Origin of the sequence: Pectobacterium brasiliense (genome assembly GCF_013449685.1) — a bacterium.
Classification (GTDB): domain Bacteria; phylum Pseudomonadota; class Gammaproteobacteria; order Enterobacterales; family Enterobacteriaceae; genus Pectobacterium; species Pectobacterium brasiliense_A.
This window is the reverse complement of record NZ_JACDSF010000020.1, coordinates 74,587-95,369: the sequence shown is the minus strand read 5'-3', so window position 1 is coordinate 95,369 and position 20,783 is coordinate 74,587. Positions and strand designations below refer to the sequence as shown.

General features: G+C 48.5%; 23 protein-coding genes. 17 read left to right on the top strand and 6 right to left on the bottom strand.

The window, feature by feature from the left end:
- Nucleotides 1–62 precede the first annotated feature (62 nt).
- From H0248_RS10275 to H0248_RS10265, 3 genes are all read right to left on the bottom strand, one after another.
- The gene (locus H0248_RS10275) at nt 63–488 is read right to left on the bottom strand and encodes a putative zinc ribbon protein (protein ID WP_180785862.1); all 426 of its coding nucleotides are present in this window, start codon (nt 486–488) and stop codon (nt 63–65) included.
- A 92-nt stretch (nt 489–580) separates the two neighbouring features.
- Entirely contained in the window at nt 581–793 is a 213-nt protein-coding gene (locus H0248_RS10270) for a helix-turn-helix transcriptional regulator (protein ID WP_180785861.1), read from the bottom strand.
- A 101-nt stretch (nt 794–894) separates the two neighbouring features.
- Nucleotides 895–1,482: an inovirus-type Gp2 protein gene (locus H0248_RS10265; RefSeq protein ID WP_180785860.1), complete on the bottom strand. Its 588-nt coding sequence runs from the start codon at nt 1,480–1,482 to the stop codon at nt 895–897.
- A 374-nt stretch (nt 1,483–1,856) separates the two neighbouring features.
- Between H0248_RS10265 and H0248_RS10260 the strand changes: the two genes are divergently transcribed.
- The 12 genes from H0248_RS10260 (at nt 1,857) to H0248_RS10205 (ending at nt 9,409) form a co-directional block, all read left to right on the top strand.
- Complete coding sequence (locus H0248_RS10260) at nt 1,857–2,525, top strand: hypothetical protein (RefSeq protein WP_240345922.1); 669 nt, start codon at nt 1,857–1,859, stop codon at nt 2,523–2,525.
- A 94-nt stretch (nt 2,526–2,619) separates the two neighbouring features.
- Nucleotides 2,620–3,507 (top strand): GTPase family protein, encoded by an 888-nt coding sequence (locus H0248_RS10255; protein WP_180785858.1) that lies wholly within the window; start codon nt 2,620–2,622, stop codon nt 3,505–3,507.
- A gap of 183 nt (nt 3,508–3,690) precedes the next feature.
- On the top strand, nt 3,691–3,849 hold the full coding sequence (locus tag H0248_RS10250; RefSeq protein ID WP_155242703.1) for a hypothetical protein: 159 nt from the start codon (nt 3,691–3,693) through the stop codon (nt 3,847–3,849).
- Between the two features lie 146 nt (nt 3,850–3,995).
- Entirely contained in the window at nt 3,996–4,829 is an 834-nt protein-coding gene (locus H0248_RS10245; RefSeq protein ID WP_180785857.1) for a hypothetical protein, read from the top strand.
- Between the two features lie 57 nt (nt 4,830–4,886).
- A complete protein-coding gene (locus H0248_RS10240) occupies nt 4,887–5,237 on the top strand; it encodes a hypothetical protein (protein ID WP_113631700.1) in 351 nt (116 codons plus the stop codon).
- A 122-nt stretch (nt 5,238–5,359) separates the two neighbouring features.
- Entirely contained in the window at nt 5,360–5,833 is a 474-nt protein-coding gene (radC, locus tag H0248_RS10235; RefSeq protein WP_180785856.1) for a RadC family protein, read from the top strand.
- A gap of 39 nt (nt 5,834–5,872) precedes the next feature.
- Nucleotides 5,873–6,208: a type IV toxin-antitoxin system YeeU family antitoxin gene (locus H0248_RS10230; protein WP_180785855.1), complete on the top strand. Its 336-nt coding sequence runs from the start codon at nt 5,873–5,875 to the stop codon at nt 6,206–6,208.
- Between the two features lie 69 nt (nt 6,209–6,277).
- A complete protein-coding gene (locus tag H0248_RS10225; protein WP_180785854.1) occupies nt 6,278–6,598 on the top strand; it encodes a TA system toxin CbtA family protein in 321 nt (106 codons plus the stop codon).
- Between the two features lie 117 nt (nt 6,599–6,715).
- Nucleotides 6,716–7,549, top strand: coding sequence for a DUF4942 domain-containing protein (locus H0248_RS10220; RefSeq protein WP_180785853.1), 834 nt, complete (start codon nt 6,716–6,718; stop codon nt 7,547–7,549).
- A 109-nt stretch (nt 7,550–7,658) separates the two neighbouring features.
- Nucleotides 7,659–7,901 (top strand): CopG family ribbon-helix-helix protein, encoded by a 243-nt coding sequence (locus tag H0248_RS10215; protein WP_180785852.1) that lies wholly within the window; start codon nt 7,659–7,661, stop codon nt 7,899–7,901.
- 172 nt (nt 7,902–8,073) lie between these two features.
- Nucleotides 8,074–8,469, top strand: coding sequence for a DUF6088 family protein (locus H0248_RS10210; RefSeq protein ID WP_025919497.1), 396 nt, complete (start codon nt 8,074–8,076; stop codon nt 8,467–8,469).
- Complete coding sequence (locus tag H0248_RS10205) at nt 8,462–9,409, top strand: nucleotidyl transferase AbiEii/AbiGii toxin family protein (RefSeq protein WP_180785851.1); 948 nt, start codon at nt 8,462–8,464, stop codon at nt 9,407–9,409. The genes H0248_RS10210 and H0248_RS10205 overlap by 8 nt, the downstream gene beginning before the upstream one ends.
- Before the next feature lie 205 nt (nt 9,410–9,614).
- Here H0248_RS10205 and H0248_RS10200 read toward each other — a convergent pair whose 3' ends face one another.
- Nucleotides 9,615–10,937, bottom strand: a complete 1,323-nt coding sequence (locus tag H0248_RS10200; protein ID WP_180785865.1) for an IS4 family transposase — start codon at nt 10,935–10,937, stop codon at nt 9,615–9,617.
- Between the two features lie 365 nt (nt 10,938–11,302).
- On the opposite strand from H0248_RS10200, the gene H0248_RS10195 reads away from it, so the two are divergent.
- Together H0248_RS10195 and H0248_RS10190 are read left to right on the top strand one after the other, a co-directional pair.
- Nucleotides 11,303–11,731 (top strand): GNAT family N-acetyltransferase, encoded by a 429-nt coding sequence (locus H0248_RS10195; RefSeq protein ID WP_180785850.1) that lies wholly within the window; start codon nt 11,303–11,305, stop codon nt 11,729–11,731.
- Nucleotides 11,732–11,821: 90 nt separating this feature from the next.
- Entirely contained in the window at nt 11,822–12,943 is a 1,122-nt protein-coding gene (locus H0248_RS10190; protein ID WP_180785849.1) for a ribosomal protein uL16 3-hydroxylase, read from the top strand.
- 294 nt (nt 12,944–13,237) lie between these two features.
- Here H0248_RS10190 and aspA read toward each other — a convergent pair whose 3' ends face one another.
- Nucleotides 13,238–14,677 carry an aspartate ammonia-lyase gene (gene aspA, locus H0248_RS10185; RefSeq protein ID WP_102117173.1) on the bottom strand — a complete coding sequence of 480 codons (1,440 nt, stop codon included), beginning with the start codon at nt 14,675–14,677 and terminating at the stop codon, nt 13,238–13,240.
- A gap of 237 nt (nt 14,678–14,914) precedes the next feature.
- Nucleotides 14,915–15,910 (bottom strand): LysR family transcriptional regulator, encoded by a 996-nt coding sequence (locus tag H0248_RS10180; protein ID WP_180785848.1) that lies wholly within the window; start codon nt 15,908–15,910, stop codon nt 14,915–14,917.
- Between the two features lie 733 nt (nt 15,911–16,643).
- Between H0248_RS10180 and H0248_RS10175 the strand changes: the two genes are divergently transcribed.
- Genes H0248_RS10175 through H0248_RS10165 form a run of 3 tightly spaced genes read left to right on the top strand, consistent with a single transcriptional unit; the run spans nt 16,644 to nt 20,625 of the window.
- A complete protein-coding gene (locus H0248_RS10175; RefSeq protein ID WP_180785847.1) occupies nt 16,644–18,155 on the top strand; it encodes an OmpA family protein in 1,512 nt (503 codons plus the stop codon).
- A gap of 17 nt (nt 18,156–18,172) precedes the next feature.
- Nucleotides 18,173–19,798, top strand: coding sequence for a hypothetical protein (locus H0248_RS10170; protein ID WP_180785846.1), 1,626 nt, complete (start codon nt 18,173–18,175; stop codon nt 19,796–19,798).
- Nucleotides 19,795–20,625, top strand: a complete 831-nt coding sequence (locus H0248_RS10165) for a hypothetical protein (protein ID WP_180785845.1) — start codon at nt 19,795–19,797, stop codon at nt 20,623–20,625. Before H0248_RS10170 ends, H0248_RS10165 begins: the two co-directional genes overlap by 4 nt.
- The last annotated feature ends 158 nt before the right edge of the window (nt 20,626–20,783 follow it).

The following is a 20,783-nucleotide window of genomic DNA, read 5'->3' as shown; positions in this document are numbered from 1 at the left end:
ACACAATTTTAATTACAGGCTCTTTCTGGCTGGAATGATGGGATACGAGCAGCGGCCCTGAATTAACTATTCCGATGACCTTCTTCTTCAGGTACATAGCCATTATCTTCAACGACTACACTGTAGATTCCGTCTTTACACGTCGGGCAGAGTTTCTTTCCTGTATAGCGGTTTTGGCACAACACGCAATACCAGGTGTTCGGTTCAGGAGGAACGTAGCTGGCACGGACCTTTTCCCGCAGTTTTTTAATCCTCTCTTCTTCTTTCTCTTCGGGGTCCCGGTAGGCACATGCCTTCAGTTTTCTTGAATCTATACTGAACCTATCATGCTCAAACCAGGCTTCTTGATGTTGAGAGCCGTTATGCAGAGTTAACGAACAACCACAGGATGTACACGTCCAGTGACCCTGGGGCAGGCGGCTAGCCTCAGTTGCATTAACAAAACGATTTTTGGCGTTGTTAGCCAGATAGCATTTTAGAAAGCGCATAAATTGATTCCATTCCTGACGATAACGAGCTTAGTGGAAGCGATTGTCCCAACGCTGTTGGCAGGAAAATGAGTCGTGTTTAGAACGTGTGGCTACTGGCGAGATTGATCGATACGTTGCTGTAACCAGGTTTCGACTTCACTTTGTAGCCAGCGGGAACTGCGACCCAGCTTAATCGGCTTCGGAAACTGACCCAGTTGAATCAGCTTGTAAAACCATTTGTCGGTTAATCCGGTCAACTGGGTGATGAAGGTCATATCGACGAACTGGTCGTTAAGAAGGCGGTAATCGGTAGTGGTGCTCATCGTTTTTTCTCCTTGAATAAATGGGAGAAGGAGCCGGAAAATGAAAATTGGCGAACTCCTTCAAACGATAAGGACCTGGCGTAATTTTTTAACCGAGAGCTTTAACTGGTCTTTCGCCGCCTGCCAGATACGTGTGCAGCAGGAATACTACTCAACTGGCAAATAACGCCCTGATTTTTCTGATCCTGCTTGCTGAGATAGCTCAGGATGTACTGCATGCCCTTACGCCCCTTAATATCGTCATGTGCCGTCACCCATTCTCCGCGTACTTTGTAATGCTCCTTAGACTCGCAACGATATGAATAACCTTCCTCCCAGGTCACGTACTTCCAGGTATCTCTCAGCGCTTCAAAGACTCCCCAAGCTCGGCGACGTTTCTGACCATTCAAGTAGAATGCAGCGTGAATGTGGTAGCCATGCTGCTCAGTATGCTCCAGTACCCATGCGTAGCCCACCAGCCCGTTGATGTCCTGGCACCTTTGTAGCAATAGCGTTATATCTGCCACTGTGGAATGAATATCGCCTTCAATCCTTGAATCACTGTCCCGTTTGTAGGAGAAGTCCACCCGCAGCATCAGCAATTTGGAATAACGCTCAAATAATTGGTTCTGGTGATGTTGCAGCTTACGTTTCAGAGTACGGTGCTGAACGTAGTTAAGATTGATATCGGTAATGTCGTGGTAAGCCATGTCTGAATCTCCATGTGAGTGTAATCGTCATGGGAATGGACATGGGCATCAATTTTGAAATGAAGGCGAGTTCGTGGAACTGTAATGATCACTCAGCCTGAGGTATCGATCTGGAGGGCGGTGGATAATTACGAAATCTCTTCTCTATAAAATATCATTAAATACCTTAATTAAATGTTCGCCGTTCTGAGAAACACACCGTTCAGAACACTAAAGTGCTCCCTGTTTAAGGTCTCAATACAAGCAGTGCTACGCCTGTAGGTAGTGGGTTTTTGTATGAATTTCGTACAATTAGGGTTTTTTAGTAACTGATTGACCTATAATGTTTTTGTTATAAAATGTATGTTTATTTACATAACTTGTATGTTTTAAAAATGAACAGCTATTACTCTGCTCGTCAGTCGAAAAACATAGACAAATCGTTTAAGGAATTATTCCGGAATCTCTCTGCCAGGGAGGCAGTGAGAGCGCTGAAATTCTCGTTTGTGATAACACCTCTCGATGGGAAAAGTGCTTATTCTGACGACAGAGGACCTGAGCATGCCAGAAAGGTTCACTTTGCACTGAAGCTGTTTCTGAATCACATGCGGGTGCTTAAATACGGGAAGTGCGTTGCCGGGTATTCATGGCTGATGTGCAACGAAAAGCGCACAAATCTGCCCTATATTTACATGTTGTTTTACATAGCTGAGAGCGCCAGTGCCGATAAAATTGCGGAGTGTCTGGGGGAGTTATGGAGCCGCTCGGTGGAAAAAGCGAGCCTGAAAGAAGGATGGCCCGGTTATCCGGTTGTCTTCAATTACAACCTTGAATTGGGTAATCAGCAATTCTGTAAAGGCAATCACGCTCTTCTCGATGGTTATACCAGGAGCCAGAGTGCTGCATTCATATTCAATGATCTGTGCGGTGGTACAGCTAACTTCAAAATTAATTCAGACAATCCGACGTTGTTCCTGAGCTATCTGGGGTCACTCAGATTGAGTATGCATTCAATCCCTGGCGTAAGGGCATGGGGCCATTCACAGTTAAAGGATAAAAACTAAAAAAATCTTAGTTATATATCACCTCATTGAGTTACCCCTATTTCAATTCATCAGGCCATCCATTCCGGATGGCCTTTTTCATTCTGAGGCTGATATGAAAAAATCGTCAGGTTATTCCCTGATCCGCCGCCATCTGCGGCGCTATCCCCGTTCGTTACGTCATACCCTTATGCAGGAGCTGACCCGGCTGGTCACCTATGAACCGGTGATTGGCATTATGGGCAAAACCGGCGTCGGAAAATCGAGCTTATGTAATGCGCTGTTTCGCAGCGAAGTCTGCGCAGTGAATGCTGTCGCAGCCTGTACCCGTGAGCCACAACGCATTCGTCTGCGTTTTGGGCGTCATTATCTTACGCTGGTTGATTTACCCGGAGTCGGTGAAAGTCAGCAACGGGATGAGGAATATCGCGCACTGTATCAATCCCTGTTGCCGGAGCTGGATATGGTGCTGTGGGTATTGAAGGCGGATGACCGCGCCTATTCTGCCGAGGAGCAGTTTTATCGGGATGTGTTCGGCTCCGTGAACGGGGAGCACACGCCGATACTCTGGCTGCTCAATCAGGTCGACAAGATTGAACCGAGCGAGGAATGGCGCTGGGCCTCTGCGCAGCCGTCATTCAGGCAACGGGAACATATGGCACAAAAGCGGGCGGCTATCGGGCAACAACTCGGTATCGTGGCAGAGAACATTTTACCGCTTTCCGTTAAAGGCCGTTATCAACTGGGAAAGATGGTGGAGGCGATGATAACCCTTCTCCCAAAGCAGGCTCGTAGTCCGGTCATTCCCCATTTACGTGCCGAGCACCAAACCGAAAGCACGATACAGCAGGCCAGGGCTGGATTTTCCGACACGGTAGTCAGTGCGGTGGATTGGGTTATTGACCACGCGCCGTTGCCTCAAGTGGCAAAACAGGTGCTGCATGGCGTTGCCCATTCCGTTGCCAGAGTGGCAAATGCCGTGTGGTCTTTCTTCTTCGACTAACGTTTTTGCTGCTTCCCATTAGCTTTCTTTATCGTCACCGATCGATTTTGTCGATCGAACCGATCGAATTGATTTGTTATACCGCCATTTCTCCCCGCTATAAAATCGACATTTCATTCTGAGACTTTTTTACTTTTATGAATCAATAACATGTTCATGTAACGCGTATGCGTCTGGAGGGCAATGATGCCGTTGTTACTGCTTTGGGTGGGACTGGCAATCGTACTGGGATGCGTGGCATCCAGCAGCGGTCGCTCATTCTGGGGCTGGTTCATTTTGGGTATGGTCATCGACCCGTTACTGGCCGGATTGTTGTATTACCTGATTTGCAGAGAAAAATAATATGCGAACGCTGTTGAAGCTGTTTGGCCGCTTTATGCGCTGGTATATCACGCTGGTGATTTTTATGGCCTGCCTGCTTTTTATCATCAATACCGTTGGCGGATGGGCCGGTTTTTAACCGAGAGCCCTTCCGAAGGAAAACCACAATGAAAACACAACCTGCACTGCCATGCAGCGGAATGCTGCTGGCCTCCCTGATGGTTCTGCCCATTCTGTCTGTACAGGCAAAGCCTGCTGACAATGAACCGCAAATTATCACCGACAGCGACGGGCATATGGTTTGCCATCTCTGTGGACCCGACAGGAAAGACAGTTTCTTTATTTCTGACTATCCACAGGGCTATAAAAATAAAACGGATCAGTACAGCAAGTTATGGGACATGACGCGCTATACCATCCTGCTGAATGATGCCATTCCTGCTTACACCGCTAACCGGACACCCGATTTTTATTACATCGATAAATATGCTGCGTCGCCCACCGTTCACTTTATTGAGTTTGACGATGACCGCTCTGATTTATCGGCTGTAGCGAAGGTGTCGGTGACGGAAAACAAAAACAACACGCTGCTCACTGTCACCTGGAAGAATGGAGAGAAAAACCGTTTTCAGATGAATAACCAGGTTCTTGCGTATCAGGCACACATACTGAGAAACACGCAGAATCAGCTTTTCTGCCGGAATTGCGGTGATAGTGGCAAGGATGTGCTGGTTCAGGGCGCGGATACCGCCAGCCTTTATACCCGTCTGACCGATACGCCGTATTACGCCTTTCTGGTGCAAAGTGCCGGGATGGCCTGCCCGGCAGGGAGCTGGTATGCCGTCAATAAAACGACGCCCGCGCCTGAAATCAAGGCGATTGACCTCAAAGATTGCAGTGAAATCGTGAAGGTTGACAGTACCCATGATGCCAACACCACCACGCTTAACCTCACTCACTACAACGGCAAAAAGGACACGCTGACATTCAGCCATCGTTGAGTGTTACCGCCTCTGGTCATCGGAAGGCTTCGAGCCTGTCGAGTAAAGGAAAATATTATGAAAAAAGCATTTGTCGCGCTCTGCCTGGGATTGTGTTCGCTAAGCGTTTTTGCAGAAAAAGCGCCTGTCAGAGTGCAAACCCGTATTGCCTCAGGAAACTGGTATGCCGGTCCCTATTATCCAAGGATATCTGTGACAGCATTGACAGATTCTGTCGTCGTCAAAGACATTGTGGTTAATCGGGGAAATTGCCAGCACCTTTCCGAAGCATCCTGGAAGCCCGTTCGACTCCGCTTCGGTAGCACTTTTGAAACGACGTTTAAGTCAAAAAACTGGGGAGCCGCCTGTAATGTCCTTGAAATCATTGTCGAGACCGATCAGGGCATATGGGAATTCCAGATGGAATAACGACTGACCTTATTCACGGTTCTGATGCCTCGTGCGCCTGCGCGAGGCATTGTATTTATTGTGCTCTTGTCATCCATTTCATCCTTCTTTTTCATCATCCATCGTTTAGATAAGGAATCACCATGTCATGCAATTCATTGGCAGGCCACATTGCGTCCAGAGAGCAGCGCATCATCCAGATGGCGTTGTGCCTGCTGGAAAAACGCGTGCGTAAAAATGCGCGACAGTTCAAAACCTCGGAGGACACCAAAAGCTGGTTAATGCTGGAGCTCAGCAGTCTGGAGCGCGAAGTCTTTATGGTGCTGTATCTGGATAATCAGCATCGCCTGATAGAAAAGGAAGTTATCGCGCTGGGTGGTATCAACAGCACCGAAGTGCATCCGCGTGAAATCCTCAAAGCCTCACTGCGTCATAACGCCGCCGCCGTGATACTGGCACACAATCATCCTTCCGGCTGTGCCGAGCCCAGTCAGGCTGACCGCCATATCACCGACAAGCTGAAGGGATCACTGTCACAGCTTGACGTCAAAGTGCTCGATCATCTGGTAGTCGGCGGCGATGAGGTAGTGTCGTTCGCTGAACGTGGCTGGCTGTGATGACCACATTTACCACCGTGTTTTTATAAGGAAACCACCATGCCATCAGCGGATATCCCTGAATGGGGACTAAAACGTGCCGTCACGCCGCGATTCGGAGCCAAACTCGTGCAGGAAGGTAATCGTCTGCACTATCTGGCAGACCGGGCCAGCATTGTCGGTACGTTTAGCAAAACAGAAGCCCAAAGTCTGGAACGTTGCTTCCCTGAGCTAATTAAGCTGTTGGAACAGAAGCTACGCATGGAGGAACTGAATCCCCGTCAGCAGGGTTGCATCAGGTTGTATTGCAACGAATGGACCTGTGAAGCCGATACGCTGGGCAGTGTTGGCGACGTGTATATTGCTATTTATCCCTCTTCAGCGGCAACACAATAATCCGCTGCTTCCCTCCCCATTCTGAACGTTTCCCTGATTTTATCGACTTAACCTGAAGAGACAATTCTCATGCAAACATTACCCGGAATCCCATCATGGGAGGAGCAACCCTACCCGTCACCTATAACTGTCTGGCAAAGACTTCTTACCTATCTGCTGGAAAAGCACTACGGCCTCACGCTGAATGACACACCGTTCTGTGAAGAAAACGTGATTCAGGAGCATATCGATGCTGGCATCACGTTGGTCAATGCGGTGAATTTTCTGGTGGAAAAATACGAACTGGTGCGTATCGATCGCGACGGTTTTAACTGGCAGGAGCAATCGCCGTTTCTTACCGCCGTTGATGTTCTCCGTGCCAGACGTGCTACCAGTTTGCTTAAAGCATAAAGATTGCGAGCTGCTTTCCAGTAACACCGCACCAAACCTGTTTATCCTTCTCCCCGATGCATAATGCGCCAGCCGGTAAGGGCTGGCGCATTTGCTTTTATGTATGGACCGCAAACTATGCAAATTGAACCCGAGGTTTTGACCGAACACACCGAGCTGATTTGCTCGACCAATATCGAACGTATCGTTACCGGACGTGATGCCGCGCTGCAACAGATAGAGCAACTCCTCAATCAGCTACAATCTATTTCAACGCTAACGGCGACTATCGGCGGCGGCACTGCTGAAGACTGGGCATTGAAACAAGGGCATCGTTACGATTGCTGGCTGACAGAAACGCCTGATAAAGCGATTCCAGCCATCACCCGCACGTTGGATCGCAATATCTGGCGCGACCTGATGCTGAAATCCGGCATGTTGTCGCTGATGGATGCCGAAGCGCGTAGCCAGTGGCATAAAAATCTGGATGAAGGGGAGCTACCGGTCATCAGCGAAGCCAATATACTCAGCACCTTTGAGCAACTTCACCAGAGCAAGCGGGAGGTATTCGAGCGTGGGGTCATCAATGTATTCAAAGGACTATCGTGGGATTACAAAACCAATCACCCTTGTTACTTCGGCAAGAAAATCATCATCAGTAATCTGGTCACATATAACCGTTGGGGCTTTGGCCTGAACTGGGGCTGGCGACGCGATCAACTGGCCGATCTGGAACGTATGCTGTATCTGCTGGATGGCAAACCGATCCCCGATAACCGAGGCGATGTCACCATCCGACTGATGGACCATATCCGTGATAATCCGCATCAGCAGGAATACGAGGATGAGTTCTTCAGCGTTCGCTACTTTCAGAAAGGCACCGGGCATCTCATCTTTAAGCGTCCTGACCTGATCGATCAGATGAACGACATTATTGCCAAATATTATCCGGGGATGTTGGCGGCAAGGTGAGCGCATGATGTAGCAGGGATGCTGATGTGGTACTTGTCACAGGTAGTGACGCTAACAAAATCATGCTATTTTAATAAGTGTTATTAACTTTTATTGAAAGGTGATGCTCATGGGACAACCTGCGAAACAGACGATCAGTGCTCAGATACCCGCCGAACTTGCGGCTGCGGTTGAAAGCCTGGCTATTGAATTGGATAGATCCAAAAGCTGGGTGATTAAGGAAGCATTGACTGCGATGATTGAAGCCAGAGAACAACGTCATCAGGCGATCCAGAAAGGACTTGTTGATGTCGAAGAAGGACGTGTTGTTAGACATTCTGATATGCTTAATATTATTGATAAATCAAAATGATTTATTGAGATTAATGTATTAATTATCAATTGGTTTTCTGTTACTCCCAACTCAGAAACACACACGTAAAGCTCATTCATTTTTGAGTTAATGGCAAAGTTAGATGTCGTATTTTTGCTATTAAAAATGTCGTATATTTGCTATGATGAAGAAATGATCAAAGGAGGATAACATGACTACAAAAGCTCGTATTCAGTCACGACTGAAACGCTCAAAGCGTTATGTTTTCACTCGTGACGACTTCAAAGATCTTGCTGGCTACGATCAAGTTGGCAGAGCGCTGCGTGAACTGGTGAAAGAAGGCCAACTGCTGAAAGTAGGTTATGGCGTCTATACCAAAGCGCGGAAAAATGTGATTACGGGTCGGTTAATGCCCGCATCCCCTGGTGGTTCTGCTGCGGTGGTGATCGAAGCGCTGGAGCGCTTGAAAGTGGACTATCACTTGGCTGATGCAGCAAGCGCTTACAATAGCGGCAAGTCAACTCAAGTTCCAGCATCAATGGAAATCAAAACACCTCCACGTTTTAAGCGCGTGTTGTCAGTAGGGAATAGTAAATTAAATGGATGACTTAACTGCATTATTTCCTGACGTTGCCGATGCACTGGGAATCGGGTCTGTCGCCATAGTGGAGAAAGATTATTACATCGTTGAATTATTACGCCTGCTTCAGCATCTGACTTTTGATACGCATCAACTGGTTTTTGCCGGAGGCACAGCGTTATCGAAAGCAGGAATATCGTTAAACCGAATGTCAGAAGATGTAGATATCAAGTTGGTTCCTACCTCTCATTTTTTGCAACAAAGTTCAAGAAGGCAGCGTAAGAATATCCGTAAAGATATCATCCGAACGATTACCGAATCGATTGTTACTTCAGGGATTTTTAGTTTTGACGATGATTATCCCAAAGTCACTCGCGATGAATATCGTTACAATGAAATTCCCGTGCGTTATCCGCAGATGTATTCGCAAATCCCTTGCCTGCGTCCATTTATTAAACTGGAGTTGATGGAAACAGACTTGCTTGAATCATCAGAAACGCGTGATATTTGTTCATTGGTAACAGATGGCACGAAAAAAGGGGAAATAGTTCGAGCTTTTCCGTGTGCCACTATAGTCAGTACGCAGGCTGAAAAGCTTATCTCGATGATGCGAAGAACGGCTGCAAGTATGCGTGATTTGGAACGAGCTGAGGATGAATCACTAGTGCGCCATATCTACGACAATTTTTGTATTGTCAGAGAGAAAGGGGCTGATGTTCCGGTTTTGCAGCGCTTTGTTCTGGAATGCATTGAGCAGGATATTGAACGTTACGGTAACCAATATCCTGAGTTCTGTAAATCACCCATTGTGGAACTCAAAATGGGGCTGAAAGAATTGGAAAATAACCCACTTCATAAAGAACGTTACCAGCGATTCGTGACACCAATGGTGTTTGGTGGAACCCAGATTCCATGGGAAGAAGCTTATGCCTGTTTTCGCCAAACCGCATTAGATGTGCTGCAATGATATCGTCAGGTGCCAATCTTCCCTTCTAAAACATCTGCGCGGCTTCGAGTCCCAAATTTAACAATTTCAAACGTTGGTATCTGTGTTGGTATAATGTCTTTAGTCTTTATTTAAATTAACATTAAATCATGAGGTTATATACAATGTGCGAGTCCGGCCTTCGCACCATAGTATGAAAATCAAGTCACCTCAGGGTTAATGCCAGTCACTTAAGGTGACTGGCATTGTTTTTTAACGGATATTTTGACCGTTTTTCTCTGACCTCCCGAGGATATTCCCGTTCTCGTCTCGGGGGCAATATCAGCATTGCGGCATTGCTGTAAAACTGTTTCAGTTGGCCCGGGATTGCTCCCGGCGATGCCCATGGGAGGCTGATCAAGAGTCTTAATATTTCTGATATAGCTCCGCTGAAGCTCAACTGATAGGGCAGGTATTCTCCCTTAAGACTGAACGCCATTTTTACCATTTGATAGCGAACCAGATTATATGTCAGCAGTATTCCCCATAGCTCCTGTTTCACCATTTCTGGCAGTTTGCTTCGTAGCGTCCACCTATTACCCATTAAAAACTGTTTAGTTTCACGGTAACCCAGTTCGATTTCCCATCGGTGTTTATACAGTTCTGCCACGCTTGCTGCCGGGTAACGCATCGCATCAGTCATGGAGGTCACGACCTGCCGCTCTACGCCGTTTACTTTACGTCTGATTAACCGGACTATTAACTCATCTGGCAGTCCGGCCCATTGTTTGCGGGCTTGCACCGTCGTTTTCAGCATGATCAACTCGTCCTGCTTACCTAATCTGCGGATTACCTCATATTGGGTTCCCTTCCTAAGCGGAAGCAGCCAGTGTCGGTTTTCTCCCGCGTTGTGCCAGTTATTCAGCAGCCCTATTGACCAAAATCCTCTGTCGAACAGCGTGACACTGTTATCTGGGGCTTGCGCTGCCAATCTGGCAGCCAGGCGCATCTCGTTGACATCGTAGCTATCCATGACGCTGGCACGCAGCAGGTGACTACTCAGTTCCATCAGGCAGACCATGCGCACCTGAGGATATCCTCGTTCACCATGCTGATTACTCGCTTTACCGAAAGCATTCGCGTTATCTGGCGTATCCGGCGTGCGCCAAACGACACCATCAACCGCATTCAGAGTCAGTCCGTGCCAGAGCGGATGTCTGGCCTCTTCATGCCAATGTTGCTGTGTGAGCTCGAAGAGCACCCGAACGGCATCCTCACCCAGTGTTTTTCGGCGTGCAACAACAGAACTGGGTGCTGTAAAGGGGCTTCCAGTGCGGTCAGCGATATCCATCAGATTAACGATGTGGGAAAGCGGCTTATTGTTGAAAATCGCCATGCCAATAACCAACCAGACCATGGACTCGAGAGGAAGCTTGCGCTTGCGCAGTGTTACGGTATCAGTGAGAGAAAAAGCTTGCTGGATGAGGTCAGGGGAAAGCAGGTCGGCAAGAGTTTGAACGTCATCTGGGGCGGTAAGATTAATAATGCCGAGAGCCTGAGAAAGTTCCATTTTAAAAGGGTCCATGTAGAGACATGAACCCTTTTTACACTAGCCACTGGATCGTTCAACCGATCCTTAAACGATCGGCATTAACCTCAGGGTGGCTTTTTTTATGCCTGAAATCCAGATGGTTACACCTTTTCCTTAATCTCTTTTCCCTCAACCTTCTCAAATCATCCAATCTTCAACCACACAGATAATCACAATCGCCATGCAGAGAGTCATATACCGAAAGGCGGATTGTGCTTATGCTGAAACGTAGTGCCTGCGTTGGGTTGCGTGCAGAAGTACAGGAATCCCTGAAACCGCATTTTCAGTGGCGCGCTATTCATAAAGGTCATGCATTTTTAATAAACAGGAACCGAGGAGAACGAATGGAATTAATCGTGACGCACGACATTACGGATAACGATCGGGAAGCACTTTTTGCTGGCCTGAGGAGTTACAACCATCGGTTTATTAATCCCGCCTCTTTTGGGCAAATCGGTATTTTTCACCGAAATAGCGCCGGAGTGATGACGGGCGGGTTGATCGCCACGCGTAAAGGATTATGGCTGTGTATTGATTATTTGTGGGTGAGCGAGGAATCCAGAGGTCTGAAGCTCGGCAGCGCGTTGATGAAGGAAGCTGAGCAGGAGGCGATGCATCTTGGATGCCGTCATGCGCTTGTAGATACCTTTAGTTTTCAGGCACTTCCTTTCTATGAAAAGCAAGGTTATCAACTGCAAATGTCTTTACCCGATTTTCCTGAAGAAGGCATGTTTAGGCACTATCTAATCAAGCAAAATATGCAGTCTGCATGATAGTTATCCGCCCATTGACCAATGACAAGGTAGCGCTGGTAGCCCTTTCTTTATAATCAGGCCCGTTTCTCTTCTCACTGGTGTGGACGCATGGCTTACCAACTTAACCTTAATTGGCCCGAATTCTTAGAAAAATACTGGCAAAAACAACCTGTTGTATTGAAGAATGCTTTCCCGAATTTCGTCGATCCGATTACGCCGGATGAACTGGCGGGTTTGGCGATGGAGGCGGAGGTCGATAGCCGTTTGGTCAGCCATAAAAATGGCCAGTGGCAGGCCAGCAACGGGCCGTTTGAGCATTTTGATAATCTGGGGGAAACTGGCTGGTCGCTGCTGGCTCAGGCGGTGAACCATTGGCATGCGCCGTCTGCTGAACTCGTGAGTCCGTTCCGCGTGTTGCCGGACTGGCGTTTAGATGACCTGATGATCTCCTTTTCCGTACCGGGCGGTGGCGTGGGGCCGCATATCGATCAGTACGATGTCTTCATCATTCAGGGGATGGGTAGCCGCCGCTGGCGCGTAGGGGACAAGTTGCCGATGCGTCAGTTTTGTTCGCATCCTGCGTTGCTGCATGTCGATCCTTTCCCACCGATTATTGATGAAGATCTTGAGCCGGGCGATATTCTCTATATTCCACCAGGCTTCCCGCACGATGGCTTCACGCATGAAACCGCACTCAACTACTCCGTGGGGTTCCGTGGACCGAACGGCAGAGACTTAATCAGCAGCTTTGCGGACTATGTGCTGGAGAACGATCTAGGCGGTGAGCACTATAGCGACCCTGATTTGACCTGTCGCGAGCACCCGGGGCGGGTTGAGGCGTATGAGTTTGACCGCCTGCGCGAGATGATGATCGACGTGATCAATCAGCCGGAAGCGTTGAAGCAGTGGTTCGGTCGCTTTGTGACGACGCCGCGCCACGAGCTGGATATCGCGCCGGCAGAACCGCCCTACAAGCCGGATGAGGTTATGTGGGCGTTGATGGACGGCGGTGTACTGACGCGTCTAAGCGGGCTGCGCGTTCTTGAAGTGGGTGGTAGCTACTTCATTAACAGTGAACGGCTGGATACCGTTGATCCGAAAGCGGCAGATGCACTGTGTCGTTATACCGTTCTCGGTAAAAAAGAGCTGGGTGCGGCGCTGAAAAATCCGGCATTTGTGGTTGAATTAACCGAGCTGGTTAATCAAGGATATTGGTTCTTTGACGAATAAGTGAACTATCTGTTAGGGAGATGTGAAATCAATCACTCGGAGAGATGTCATGCTCCCTTTACCTCAGTTACTGCGAAGGTTCTTGACGTTATTTTTTGTCGTACCGCCCAGTATATTGCCTTTGTTTTCTTCAGCAGAGGTGACAGCGTAGGATTCGTCACGGTATAGCTGCTACGTCAGCACTCGGCGGATAAAAATAATATCGGCATACTGTAAATAATAAGCAAAGAAAAGGCCCGACGTTTCCCTCGGGCCTGTGTGACAACTAGCAACAATAATGACGGAAAATGAAAATTAAACGGCTTCGTTTTCGTCAGTGTAGCGTTTGGCTTTGTAGGCTGGGTGCATCAGGTTCTGAATAGAGAAAATGTCGTCCAGCTGTTCTTCGGTCAGCAGGCCGCGTTCCAGCACCACTTCACGCACGCTCTTACCGGTTTCGGCACAGATTTTCCCAACGATATCGCCGTTGTGGTGGCCGATGAACGGGTTCAGGTAGGTCACGATACCGATAGAGTTGAAGACGTAAGCTTCACACACTTCTTTGTTGGCGGTGATGCCGTCAACGCATTTTTCCAGCAGGTTGTAGCAAGCGCTGGACAGAATCTGGATGGATTCGAACATCGCTTGGCCGATAACCGGTTCCATCACGTTCAACTGCAACTGACCCGCTTCTGCCGCCATGGTGACGCAGGTATCGTTACCGATGACTTTGAAGCAGACCTGATTGACCACTTCTGGTACGACTGGGTTAACTTTGGCTGGCATGATGGACGAGCCCGCCTGCAGTTCTGGCAGGTTGATTTCGTTCAGGCCAGTGCGCGGACCGGAAGACAGCAGGCGCAGGTCGTTACAGATCTTCGATAGTTTTACCGCCACGCGTTTCAGAGCGCTGTGCATCATAACGTAAGCGCCACAGTCGGAGGTTGCTTCGATCAGGTCTTCTGCCGGTACGCAAGGCAGGCCGCTGACTTTTGCCAGATGTTGAACGGCCAGTTTCTGGTACTCATCCGGCGTGTTCAGGCGCGTACCGATGGCGGTTGCGCCCAGGTTCACTTCCAGCAGCAGCTCGGCGGTGCGCAGCAGGTTACGGTTTTCTTCTTTCAGCAGCACGTTGAACGCGTGGAATTCCTGACCGAGGGTCATCGGCACGGCGTCCTGCAACTGGGTGCGGCCCATTTTCAGGATGTTTTCGAACTCTTTCGCTTTGCGCTCAAAGCCATCGCTCAACTGGGTAATCGCTTCGACCAGTTTCAGAATAGAGGTGTACACCGCGATACGGAAGCCGGTTGGGTAGGCATCGTTGGTGGACTGGCATTTGTTCAGGTGGTCGTTCGGGTTCAGGTATTGGTATTCACCTTTCTGGTGACCCATCAGTTCCAGACCGATATTCGCCAGCACTTCGTTGGTGTTCATGTTGACCGACGTACCCGCACCGCCCTGATAGACATCGACAGGGAATTGGTCTAGGCATTTACCGTTATTCAGCACTTCATCACAGGCTTGCAGAATGGTATCGGCAATTTTACGTGGGATGGTTTGCAGTTCTTTATTCGCCAGCGCGGCCGCTTTTTTTACCATTACCATAGCGCGGACAAATTCTGGAATATCGCTGATGGTGCTATTGCTGATATAAAAGTTCTCAATCGCACGCAGCGTATGGATACCATAATAGGCATCGGCAGGGACTTCACGGGTACCTAACAGGTCTTCTTCAATACGGATATTCGTTGACATGGATCTTCTTCCTTTTTTCTTGTTCGATGTACATAGCATCGTTTTCAATATTAAGACTATGATTTTTTAGGGTTTATATTTCCTGTTTTTTGATTTTCAGGTAACAAGAACCCATCACGATTTGTATAAAATCATGACTAAAAAGCGTTCTCGGGGAGACGAACATTGAATTAGCATCGTTAAATGGCTAGTGGTGGATATATTCCTCCATTCTTCTGTCTCCCAATCATAAATAGGTTATTCGGTATTATCCGGGTTGATCTCAACCAGTTTTTCTATTCCGCGGTTCAGCATTTTCAATTTCGGAATAAATACGGTTTTAATAATGTCATGCGTGACATCACACGCTTCTTCAAAGAACGCGCTGTATTCATCTCGGTGCCCGACAATATACAGCGAGCGTTTAATATTCAGCTGTTCCGGCATATGCGTTAGCACCTCACGGGAGTGTGCAACGGATTGTAGGAAACTGAGCGGAGTGGTTACCGCCCAACCGATACCTGCCGCCACCATTGACGTTAAGGTATCCGCATTATCAAATTCGAGCATGTTTGGTACGCGGACATCGATGCGGCGCAGATAGCGCTCAATCTGCATCCCAATCTGTGAGTTCCGGTTAAAGCGCACCAGCGGTAGTGCGGCGGAAAGCTCACGGATGTCCTCAACCGTTTTGATGCGTTTGCGGTAATCCGGCGGCGTGATAATGAAATAGCCTTCGGAAAACAGCTGATGTCGCACCACGCTATCGCTGTCGATCAACGGGTCGCTGGTGACGATTAAATCCAGCTCGCGACGCATTAACGCTTCACCCTGCTGTGGGCTGAGCCCGGTACGAATCAGCAACTGCGATGAGCTCTTCATCAAACTCTTGGTAAACACCGAACCGCAGGTGATAGCAAACGAATCCACCAGGCCGATACGCAAGTCAGGTTTAATCCCTTTTCCCGCTTCCAACACCTGCGCCTTCAGGTTCGCAATCTCTTCCGTCAGGATTTCTCCCCGGTTTTTCAACGCAATGCCGTAAGGCGTCAGGACAAAGGGGCGACGAGCCCGGTTTACCAATTTGACGCCGAAATCTTCTTCCAATAACCGGATCGTTTGCGAAATGGCAGAAGGTGTCAGACCGAGCCGCGTGGCGGCTGCCGTCATGCTTCCTGCTTCCGCCATCGTCACAAAAACATAGACGGCGTACATATCGATCGATTTATTGGCGGACACTGTGCGTTTAACCATGTGAGTTTGCCTACGCTGCAAGGTGAATGTCGTCGAAATATGAAGCGTTAGTCTATCTCATCTCGCTGACTACGACCTCGCTAACTGATGTCAGAATAGTCGGCTAACTTCAGAAAAAATACAGGTTGCATCACTGATTAATTTTTTCTTATTTCTAGCTTTAGCGGATCTGAAGATATGCCATTTATGGATTTTAACGTATGGAATCGCACCGATAAGGGAGAAGGATCGCAACAGGTGGTGGGTCGTATTTGCCAGCAAATGAGCAGCCATTATTGAGAAACGAAGAATCAATGAAATGTGACGAGTAAAATGAAGAGGTGTTGTGCGCAGTAGGGTGGAAAATGCGTCTGTATTTCAAAGGGCTAAGCTAGGAGGTTTCCCTTTAACCGCTTGTTGACACCTTTGTTACGATACGAAATACTCTCTTACGGGTTTACATCCTCTGGCGTGTGATTTTTGAATCTCTCACGCTAATTCAATGAGATAAATATAAAAACTGATTTCGTACTTCGCTCACTTTATTCACATTGAGTGGCGCTTAAGTGTGGAAAAAACTATGCCGAATTAATTAATCATTCTGATTATTGAGAAAACTACGCCGTGCGGTGTTTCACCTCAGTTGGCGGGTGTTTTTAAAAATATGACGTAAGATTTTGTTAATTAATGGATAAAAGGATTCTGCTTGTCGGTGTTCTTTGCGTTTGGGGTGGTTAAGGATGAGGGATATGGAGTGAAGCATTATCAAGTCAGAAGAATTAGCCTGCTTGCTGCCATTGTGACACTGACAACAAGCTGTGCGTCCTTACATGATGCGGGGCGCAGTTATGGAACGGCGATTGGTTGTATTGGTGGGGCCGCATTGGGTGGTGGCCTTACCTATCTGGTAACGGGTGATGCCAAGAAAGCTGTGGCGGGAGGACTGTTAGGCGGTGCCGCAGGTTGTGCATTGGGGAACGTTTGGCAGAACCGTGAAGAGGCTCTGGCAAAAATCGCTCAAGAAGAGAAGATCGCGATTACAACGCGCGCGCTGCAATCTCAGGAAAAAAGTGGTACTGAAACCGTAGGACTGGTGGCGCAGGTTCAAGACAGCGGCATGTTCGATACCAATAGTGCACAGCTTTCAACAGACGGTTTACGGCAGGTCAAAAAGATTGCGACAGCGATGAAAGAGGGAGATCAAAGCGGTGTCATTCTGGTTGTGGGGCATACTGATGCTACTGGGAGTGCAGAATGGAATCAGCGTCTTTCAGAACAACGTGCACAGAATGTCGGTAGGGTGCTTGAACAGGCTGGCCTGAGTGCAAAAAAACTTTATTTCCAGGGGGCGGGTTCTGCTCGTCCGGTGGCGGATAACGCCACGATAACTGGACGGACTGCCAACCGCCGGGTCGAGATTGTGGGGTTGGCAAATGAGGCATTGTTAAAACAGCGGCTTGAGCAGGAAGGCAGTAACCTTGCTTATCTGCGTTATGGCACAGCTGAGCAGGCTACGTCGACAGTGAGTTCTTCCTCTACACCAAACCGTAAGGCGAAACTCTCTACGCCATCTTCAAATCGTAAAGCCGACCCCACTCGTAAAGTAGAAACGCAGACTGCGGCGGCAACGGAAGCGAAGCCATCAGTTGCGCCAACGACGAAGAAAGCCGCCGAGCCAGCCAATAGCAAGAATTTTGTTGATTTTGGCGGACAGCCAGTTAATTCCTCCACGCCTGTGTTGGCAGCGAGCCTCAAACCGCGCAGCAGCGGGTTTAGCCTGATTCCAGAAGCGAATGCCAGCAGCATGCTAAAAAGCTGTGTAGCAGATAATGTGCGCGTCAGTGGACAAGCCAAAAATCTGGCTAGCGGAAAAGCGGTTGAAACCCATGAAACTCGAGAATACCTGCCGGGCATGAACGGTCGGGCCTGGGCTGGGTTGGTGAATAATCATCTGGTCACGCTCTCACCTGTTAAGGTTCTGAGTGACAACGCCACGGTGGTGGAAAATCCGAAGGTGTACGTCACGCGCGATTACCAGTCCAAAGGTAACCGTAAAGCGGATGCGCCATTAAATGCAGTGGCGAATGCGTGGGAAGGCGAAGAGAGCATTCTGTATCGGGTTTATCTGCAAGATGAAACACAACAGGCACTTTCCTGCGTAGATTTGCTGGTGCCGAAAAAGGCCAGTAAGGCACAGCAAGGACAGCTGTTCTACAGCAATCACAGCAAAGAATACATCGCGAGCTACACCCCAACGCGTAGTTAATTAAAAGGTATTGATTCATGGAATTATTTCAAAGCCTCGCTGAGGCGATTTCGCTTTATCGTTATATTTTCTGGCCATTATTGGTGCTGATGACGCTGGTACTGGTTTTTATCCGCTGGTGGGATCAAGTCAGCTACTTTTTCCTCAACCTGATGAGCAGTATGCCACTTATCGGTCATGTATCCCGTTTGTCCCGCGCGAATGAACCACGTCGTCAAGGTACGGGAAAGCTGGCCTGGTATCCTGCAGAAGAGGCGATTTGCGCCAAATATTGGCAGTACTATAAAACCTCTAATCTGGATGCCGATTTTTACCTGCGCTGCGTCAACTACCTTAATAAGGTAGATGAGCGCGGGCGTAAGCCGACGGGCGTCATCTTGTGGGTTTGCAGTGTGGTGTTAGTCCTGCTCGAAGCCTTTATTTTCGCGTTGGTGCTCTCGCCGTTTATCGCTAGCAACATTTCTGCCAATCAAGCCGAATTCTCGGCGATTGTCATTTCCGTTCTGATCGGTGTGGTGCTGGTGCCCGCTACTCACCTGATGGGGGCTGAGCTGCATAAAAATACGCTGCTGAAAAAGATCCGCTACTGGTATTCAGAAGCGCGACATAGCGGCTCTGCCAAAGGGTTGAGCAAGAACCACGAAATCTCGCTGGAAAATACCCGTCTGGATGACAACGATCCAAACTATATCCAGATGTTGAACCGTGTAACGCACAATGTTCACGTTAAGCCGCAGTATTGGGCAACGGTGGTTGCCCTGTCGCTGATTATTTTCTTCTCTGTTGGTGCCTATCTGGTACGTGCTGCGACCATCAATGCGATGGATACGCAGGCAGTGAACGGTTCGCCGTTCTCACAGGTCGTGCAAGCGAGTGATGCTTCTCCGTTTGACCTGCCATCGGGTGCGGTAGCGGACAATGCCAAAGCGGACACGCAGGCGTCGCAAGAAATCACAGACAGCCGTGTGTTTGCTTCAAAACTGACGTTCATCATCTTGTCCGTCATTTTTGTTGGCGTACAGCTGATTGGTATTTTGATCGGTATTTATCGTTCATTTGCTGGTATTGAATCCAAATCCGCGGCGAAATATATCGGTAATTTCAGTGGCTCTGAGGAGTTTGCATCGTGGCATGCAATGCGGCGTGAACGTGTGGAGCGCGATGGGCAAGAAAAGCTAACCGCATTGCAAAATTGTTTGATGATGAAGCGCACTAATAGCCAGAGTGAACCGCTTACCACGCTACCAACGTTTGATGATTACATTAGTGGCAAGCTGCGTGATAAAGCGCGCTCAAACGCAGAGTTGACTGCGCATTTACAAGCGAAAAACGAACCGGTACAGCCCGCGCCTGTTGCGGTTCAGCACGTTGAGTCTGCACCTGCTGAGGTGGCTAGCCAGCCTGCGGCACTCGTATCGACAGCAATGGTCGTTGAACCTGCTCAGCCAGTCACTTCGGCAGTCAATATGTCGGAGAGCGATGATGAGAAGCAACGTATCCATGAACTGGGTGATTTGACGTTGTTCAGTGAGGAAGAGCTACGGCTGATTGCTGACGATCAGGAACTGTCATTGGAGTCCTTGAAGAAACGTCAACGCGTGCAGGCGTTGCTGAATAAGGCGCGTCCGAAGGAGAGCGTATGAGGACGCTACTTTCGCTGCTGTTGCTGGGGGTAACCTGTGTGTCGCAGGCTGTAGAACGTAACGATATCCCCAGTTGCTACAGTTTTGCCAAACTGGATCAACATCGCCCAGCTGATAGTGGTCGGGAACTGGTAGTGATTGTTGACCAGACAGTCAAAGTGCCTGTTGAGCTGAAAAAATCGGTCTGGAATCAGGTAGTTCGTTACGTGCAGCCTGGCGATCATGTCGTGATGTATCAGTTCTCGGCGCTGTTGCAGGATAACTACATGAAGCGCGTGTTTGACGGCAAGCTGGAAATGCCGTTTACCGATCAAAAGGTGCGCAACAGTCTGGGTATGGATAGCCTGAAATCACTGGATGGTTGTCTTGTACAGCAAAGGCAGTTTTTTGCACAAAACATCGGGAAGAAAATGGCAGAAAGTTTCGCCGAACGCGGGGATAACATCGCCAAAAGCGAGATTATGGATAGCCTCAAGCGCATTGGTGATGATCTGAAAGAGACCTCTGCTGCCAGTAAAACGATTCTGCTGGTGTCCGATATGCTGGAAAATAGCGAATTTGGTAGCTTTTACAGCAACAACAGTATTCGTCTGTTAGAGCCGGAAAAAGAGATGGCACGTGCTGGGAAGCAAAATTTGGTGGCGGATTTCACCAGTGCGAATGTGTATATCGCAGGGGCGGGGCTGATCGATACGGATTCAAAAAACAACTATCGATCCGGCAAGATCATGCAGCAGCTTGAAGCCTTCTGGCGACAATACTTCACAGCGTCGAAAGCTACTGTGGTGAGTTTCGGTGCTCCTGAATTGACGGTTGATCTGAAGTAATTTTCCTACTGAAAGCGCTAATGTATGAATGACATTAGCGCTTTTTTGTTTTCAACAGGCCTGCATCAAAATTGTCTATTTTTTGTTCAGTTGATGGGCAGTGCCGAGCTTGTCCTCTTCCCTTATAGAGGGAAAGTTAGAGGGCAAATACTATCACC

Excerpts from the sequence above, each read along its gene's own strand:
- H0248_RS10275 (WP_180785862.1), bottom strand. The coding sequence starts at position 488 with ATGCGCTTTCTAAAATGCTATCTGGCTAACAACGCCAAAAATCGTTTT.
- H0248_RS10270 (WP_180785861.1), bottom strand. The coding sequence starts at position 793 with ATGAGCACCACTACCGATTACCGCCTTCTTAACGACCAGTTCGTCGAT.
- H0248_RS10265 (WP_180785860.1), bottom strand. The coding sequence starts at position 1,482 with ATGGCTTACCACGACATTACCGATATCAATCTTAACTACGTTCAGCAC.
- H0248_RS10260 (WP_240345922.1), top strand. The coding sequence starts at position 1,857 with ATGAACAGCTATTACTCTGCTCGTCAGTCGAAAAACATAGACAAATCG.
- H0248_RS10255 (WP_180785858.1), top strand. The coding sequence starts at position 2,620 with ATGAAAAAATCGTCAGGTTATTCCCTGATCCGCCGCCATCTGCGGCGC.
- H0248_RS10250 (WP_155242703.1), top strand. The coding sequence starts at position 3,691 with ATGATGCCGTTGTTACTGCTTTGGGTGGGACTGGCAATCGTACTGGGA.
- H0248_RS10245 (WP_180785857.1), top strand. The coding sequence starts at position 3,996 with ATGAAAACACAACCTGCACTGCCATGCAGCGGAATGCTGCTGGCCTCC.
- H0248_RS10240 (WP_113631700.1), top strand. The coding sequence starts at position 4,887 with ATGAAAAAAGCATTTGTCGCGCTCTGCCTGGGATTGTGTTCGCTAAGC.
- radC (WP_180785856.1), top strand. The coding sequence starts at position 5,360 with ATGTCATGCAATTCATTGGCAGGCCACATTGCGTCCAGAGAGCAGCGC.
- H0248_RS10230 (WP_180785855.1), top strand. The coding sequence starts at position 5,873 with ATGCCATCAGCGGATATCCCTGAATGGGGACTAAAACGTGCCGTCACG.
- H0248_RS10225 (WP_180785854.1), top strand. The coding sequence starts at position 6,278 with ATGCAAACATTACCCGGAATCCCATCATGGGAGGAGCAACCCTACCCG.
- H0248_RS10220 (WP_180785853.1), top strand. The coding sequence starts at position 6,716 with ATGCAAATTGAACCCGAGGTTTTGACCGAACACACCGAGCTGATTTGC.
- H0248_RS10215 (WP_180785852.1), top strand. The coding sequence starts at position 7,659 with ATGGGACAACCTGCGAAACAGACGATCAGTGCTCAGATACCCGCCGAA.
- H0248_RS10210 (WP_025919497.1), top strand. The coding sequence starts at position 8,074 with ATGACTACAAAAGCTCGTATTCAGTCACGACTGAAACGCTCAAAGCGT.
- H0248_RS10205 (WP_180785851.1), top strand. The coding sequence starts at position 8,462 with ATGGATGACTTAACTGCATTATTTCCTGACGTTGCCGATGCACTGGGA.
- H0248_RS10200 (WP_180785865.1), bottom strand. The coding sequence starts at position 10,937 with ATGGAACTTTCTCAGGCTCTCGGCATTATTAATCTTACCGCCCCAGAT.
- H0248_RS10195 (WP_180785850.1), top strand. The coding sequence starts at position 11,303 with ATGGAATTAATCGTGACGCACGACATTACGGATAACGATCGGGAAGCA.
- H0248_RS10190 (WP_180785849.1), top strand. The coding sequence starts at position 11,822 with ATGGCTTACCAACTTAACCTTAATTGGCCCGAATTCTTAGAAAAATAC.
- aspA (WP_102117173.1), bottom strand. The coding sequence starts at position 14,677 with ATGTCAACGAATATCCGTATTGAAGAAGACCTGTTAGGTACCCGTGAA.
- H0248_RS10180 (WP_180785848.1), bottom strand. The coding sequence starts at position 15,910 with ATGGTTAAACGCACAGTGTCCGCCAATAAATCGATCGATATGTACGCC.
- H0248_RS10170 (WP_180785846.1), top strand. The coding sequence starts at position 18,173 with ATGGAATTATTTCAAAGCCTCGCTGAGGCGATTTCGCTTTATCGTTAT.
- H0248_RS10165 (WP_180785845.1), top strand. The coding sequence starts at position 19,795 with ATGAGGACGCTACTTTCGCTGCTGTTGCTGGGGGTAACCTGTGTGTCG.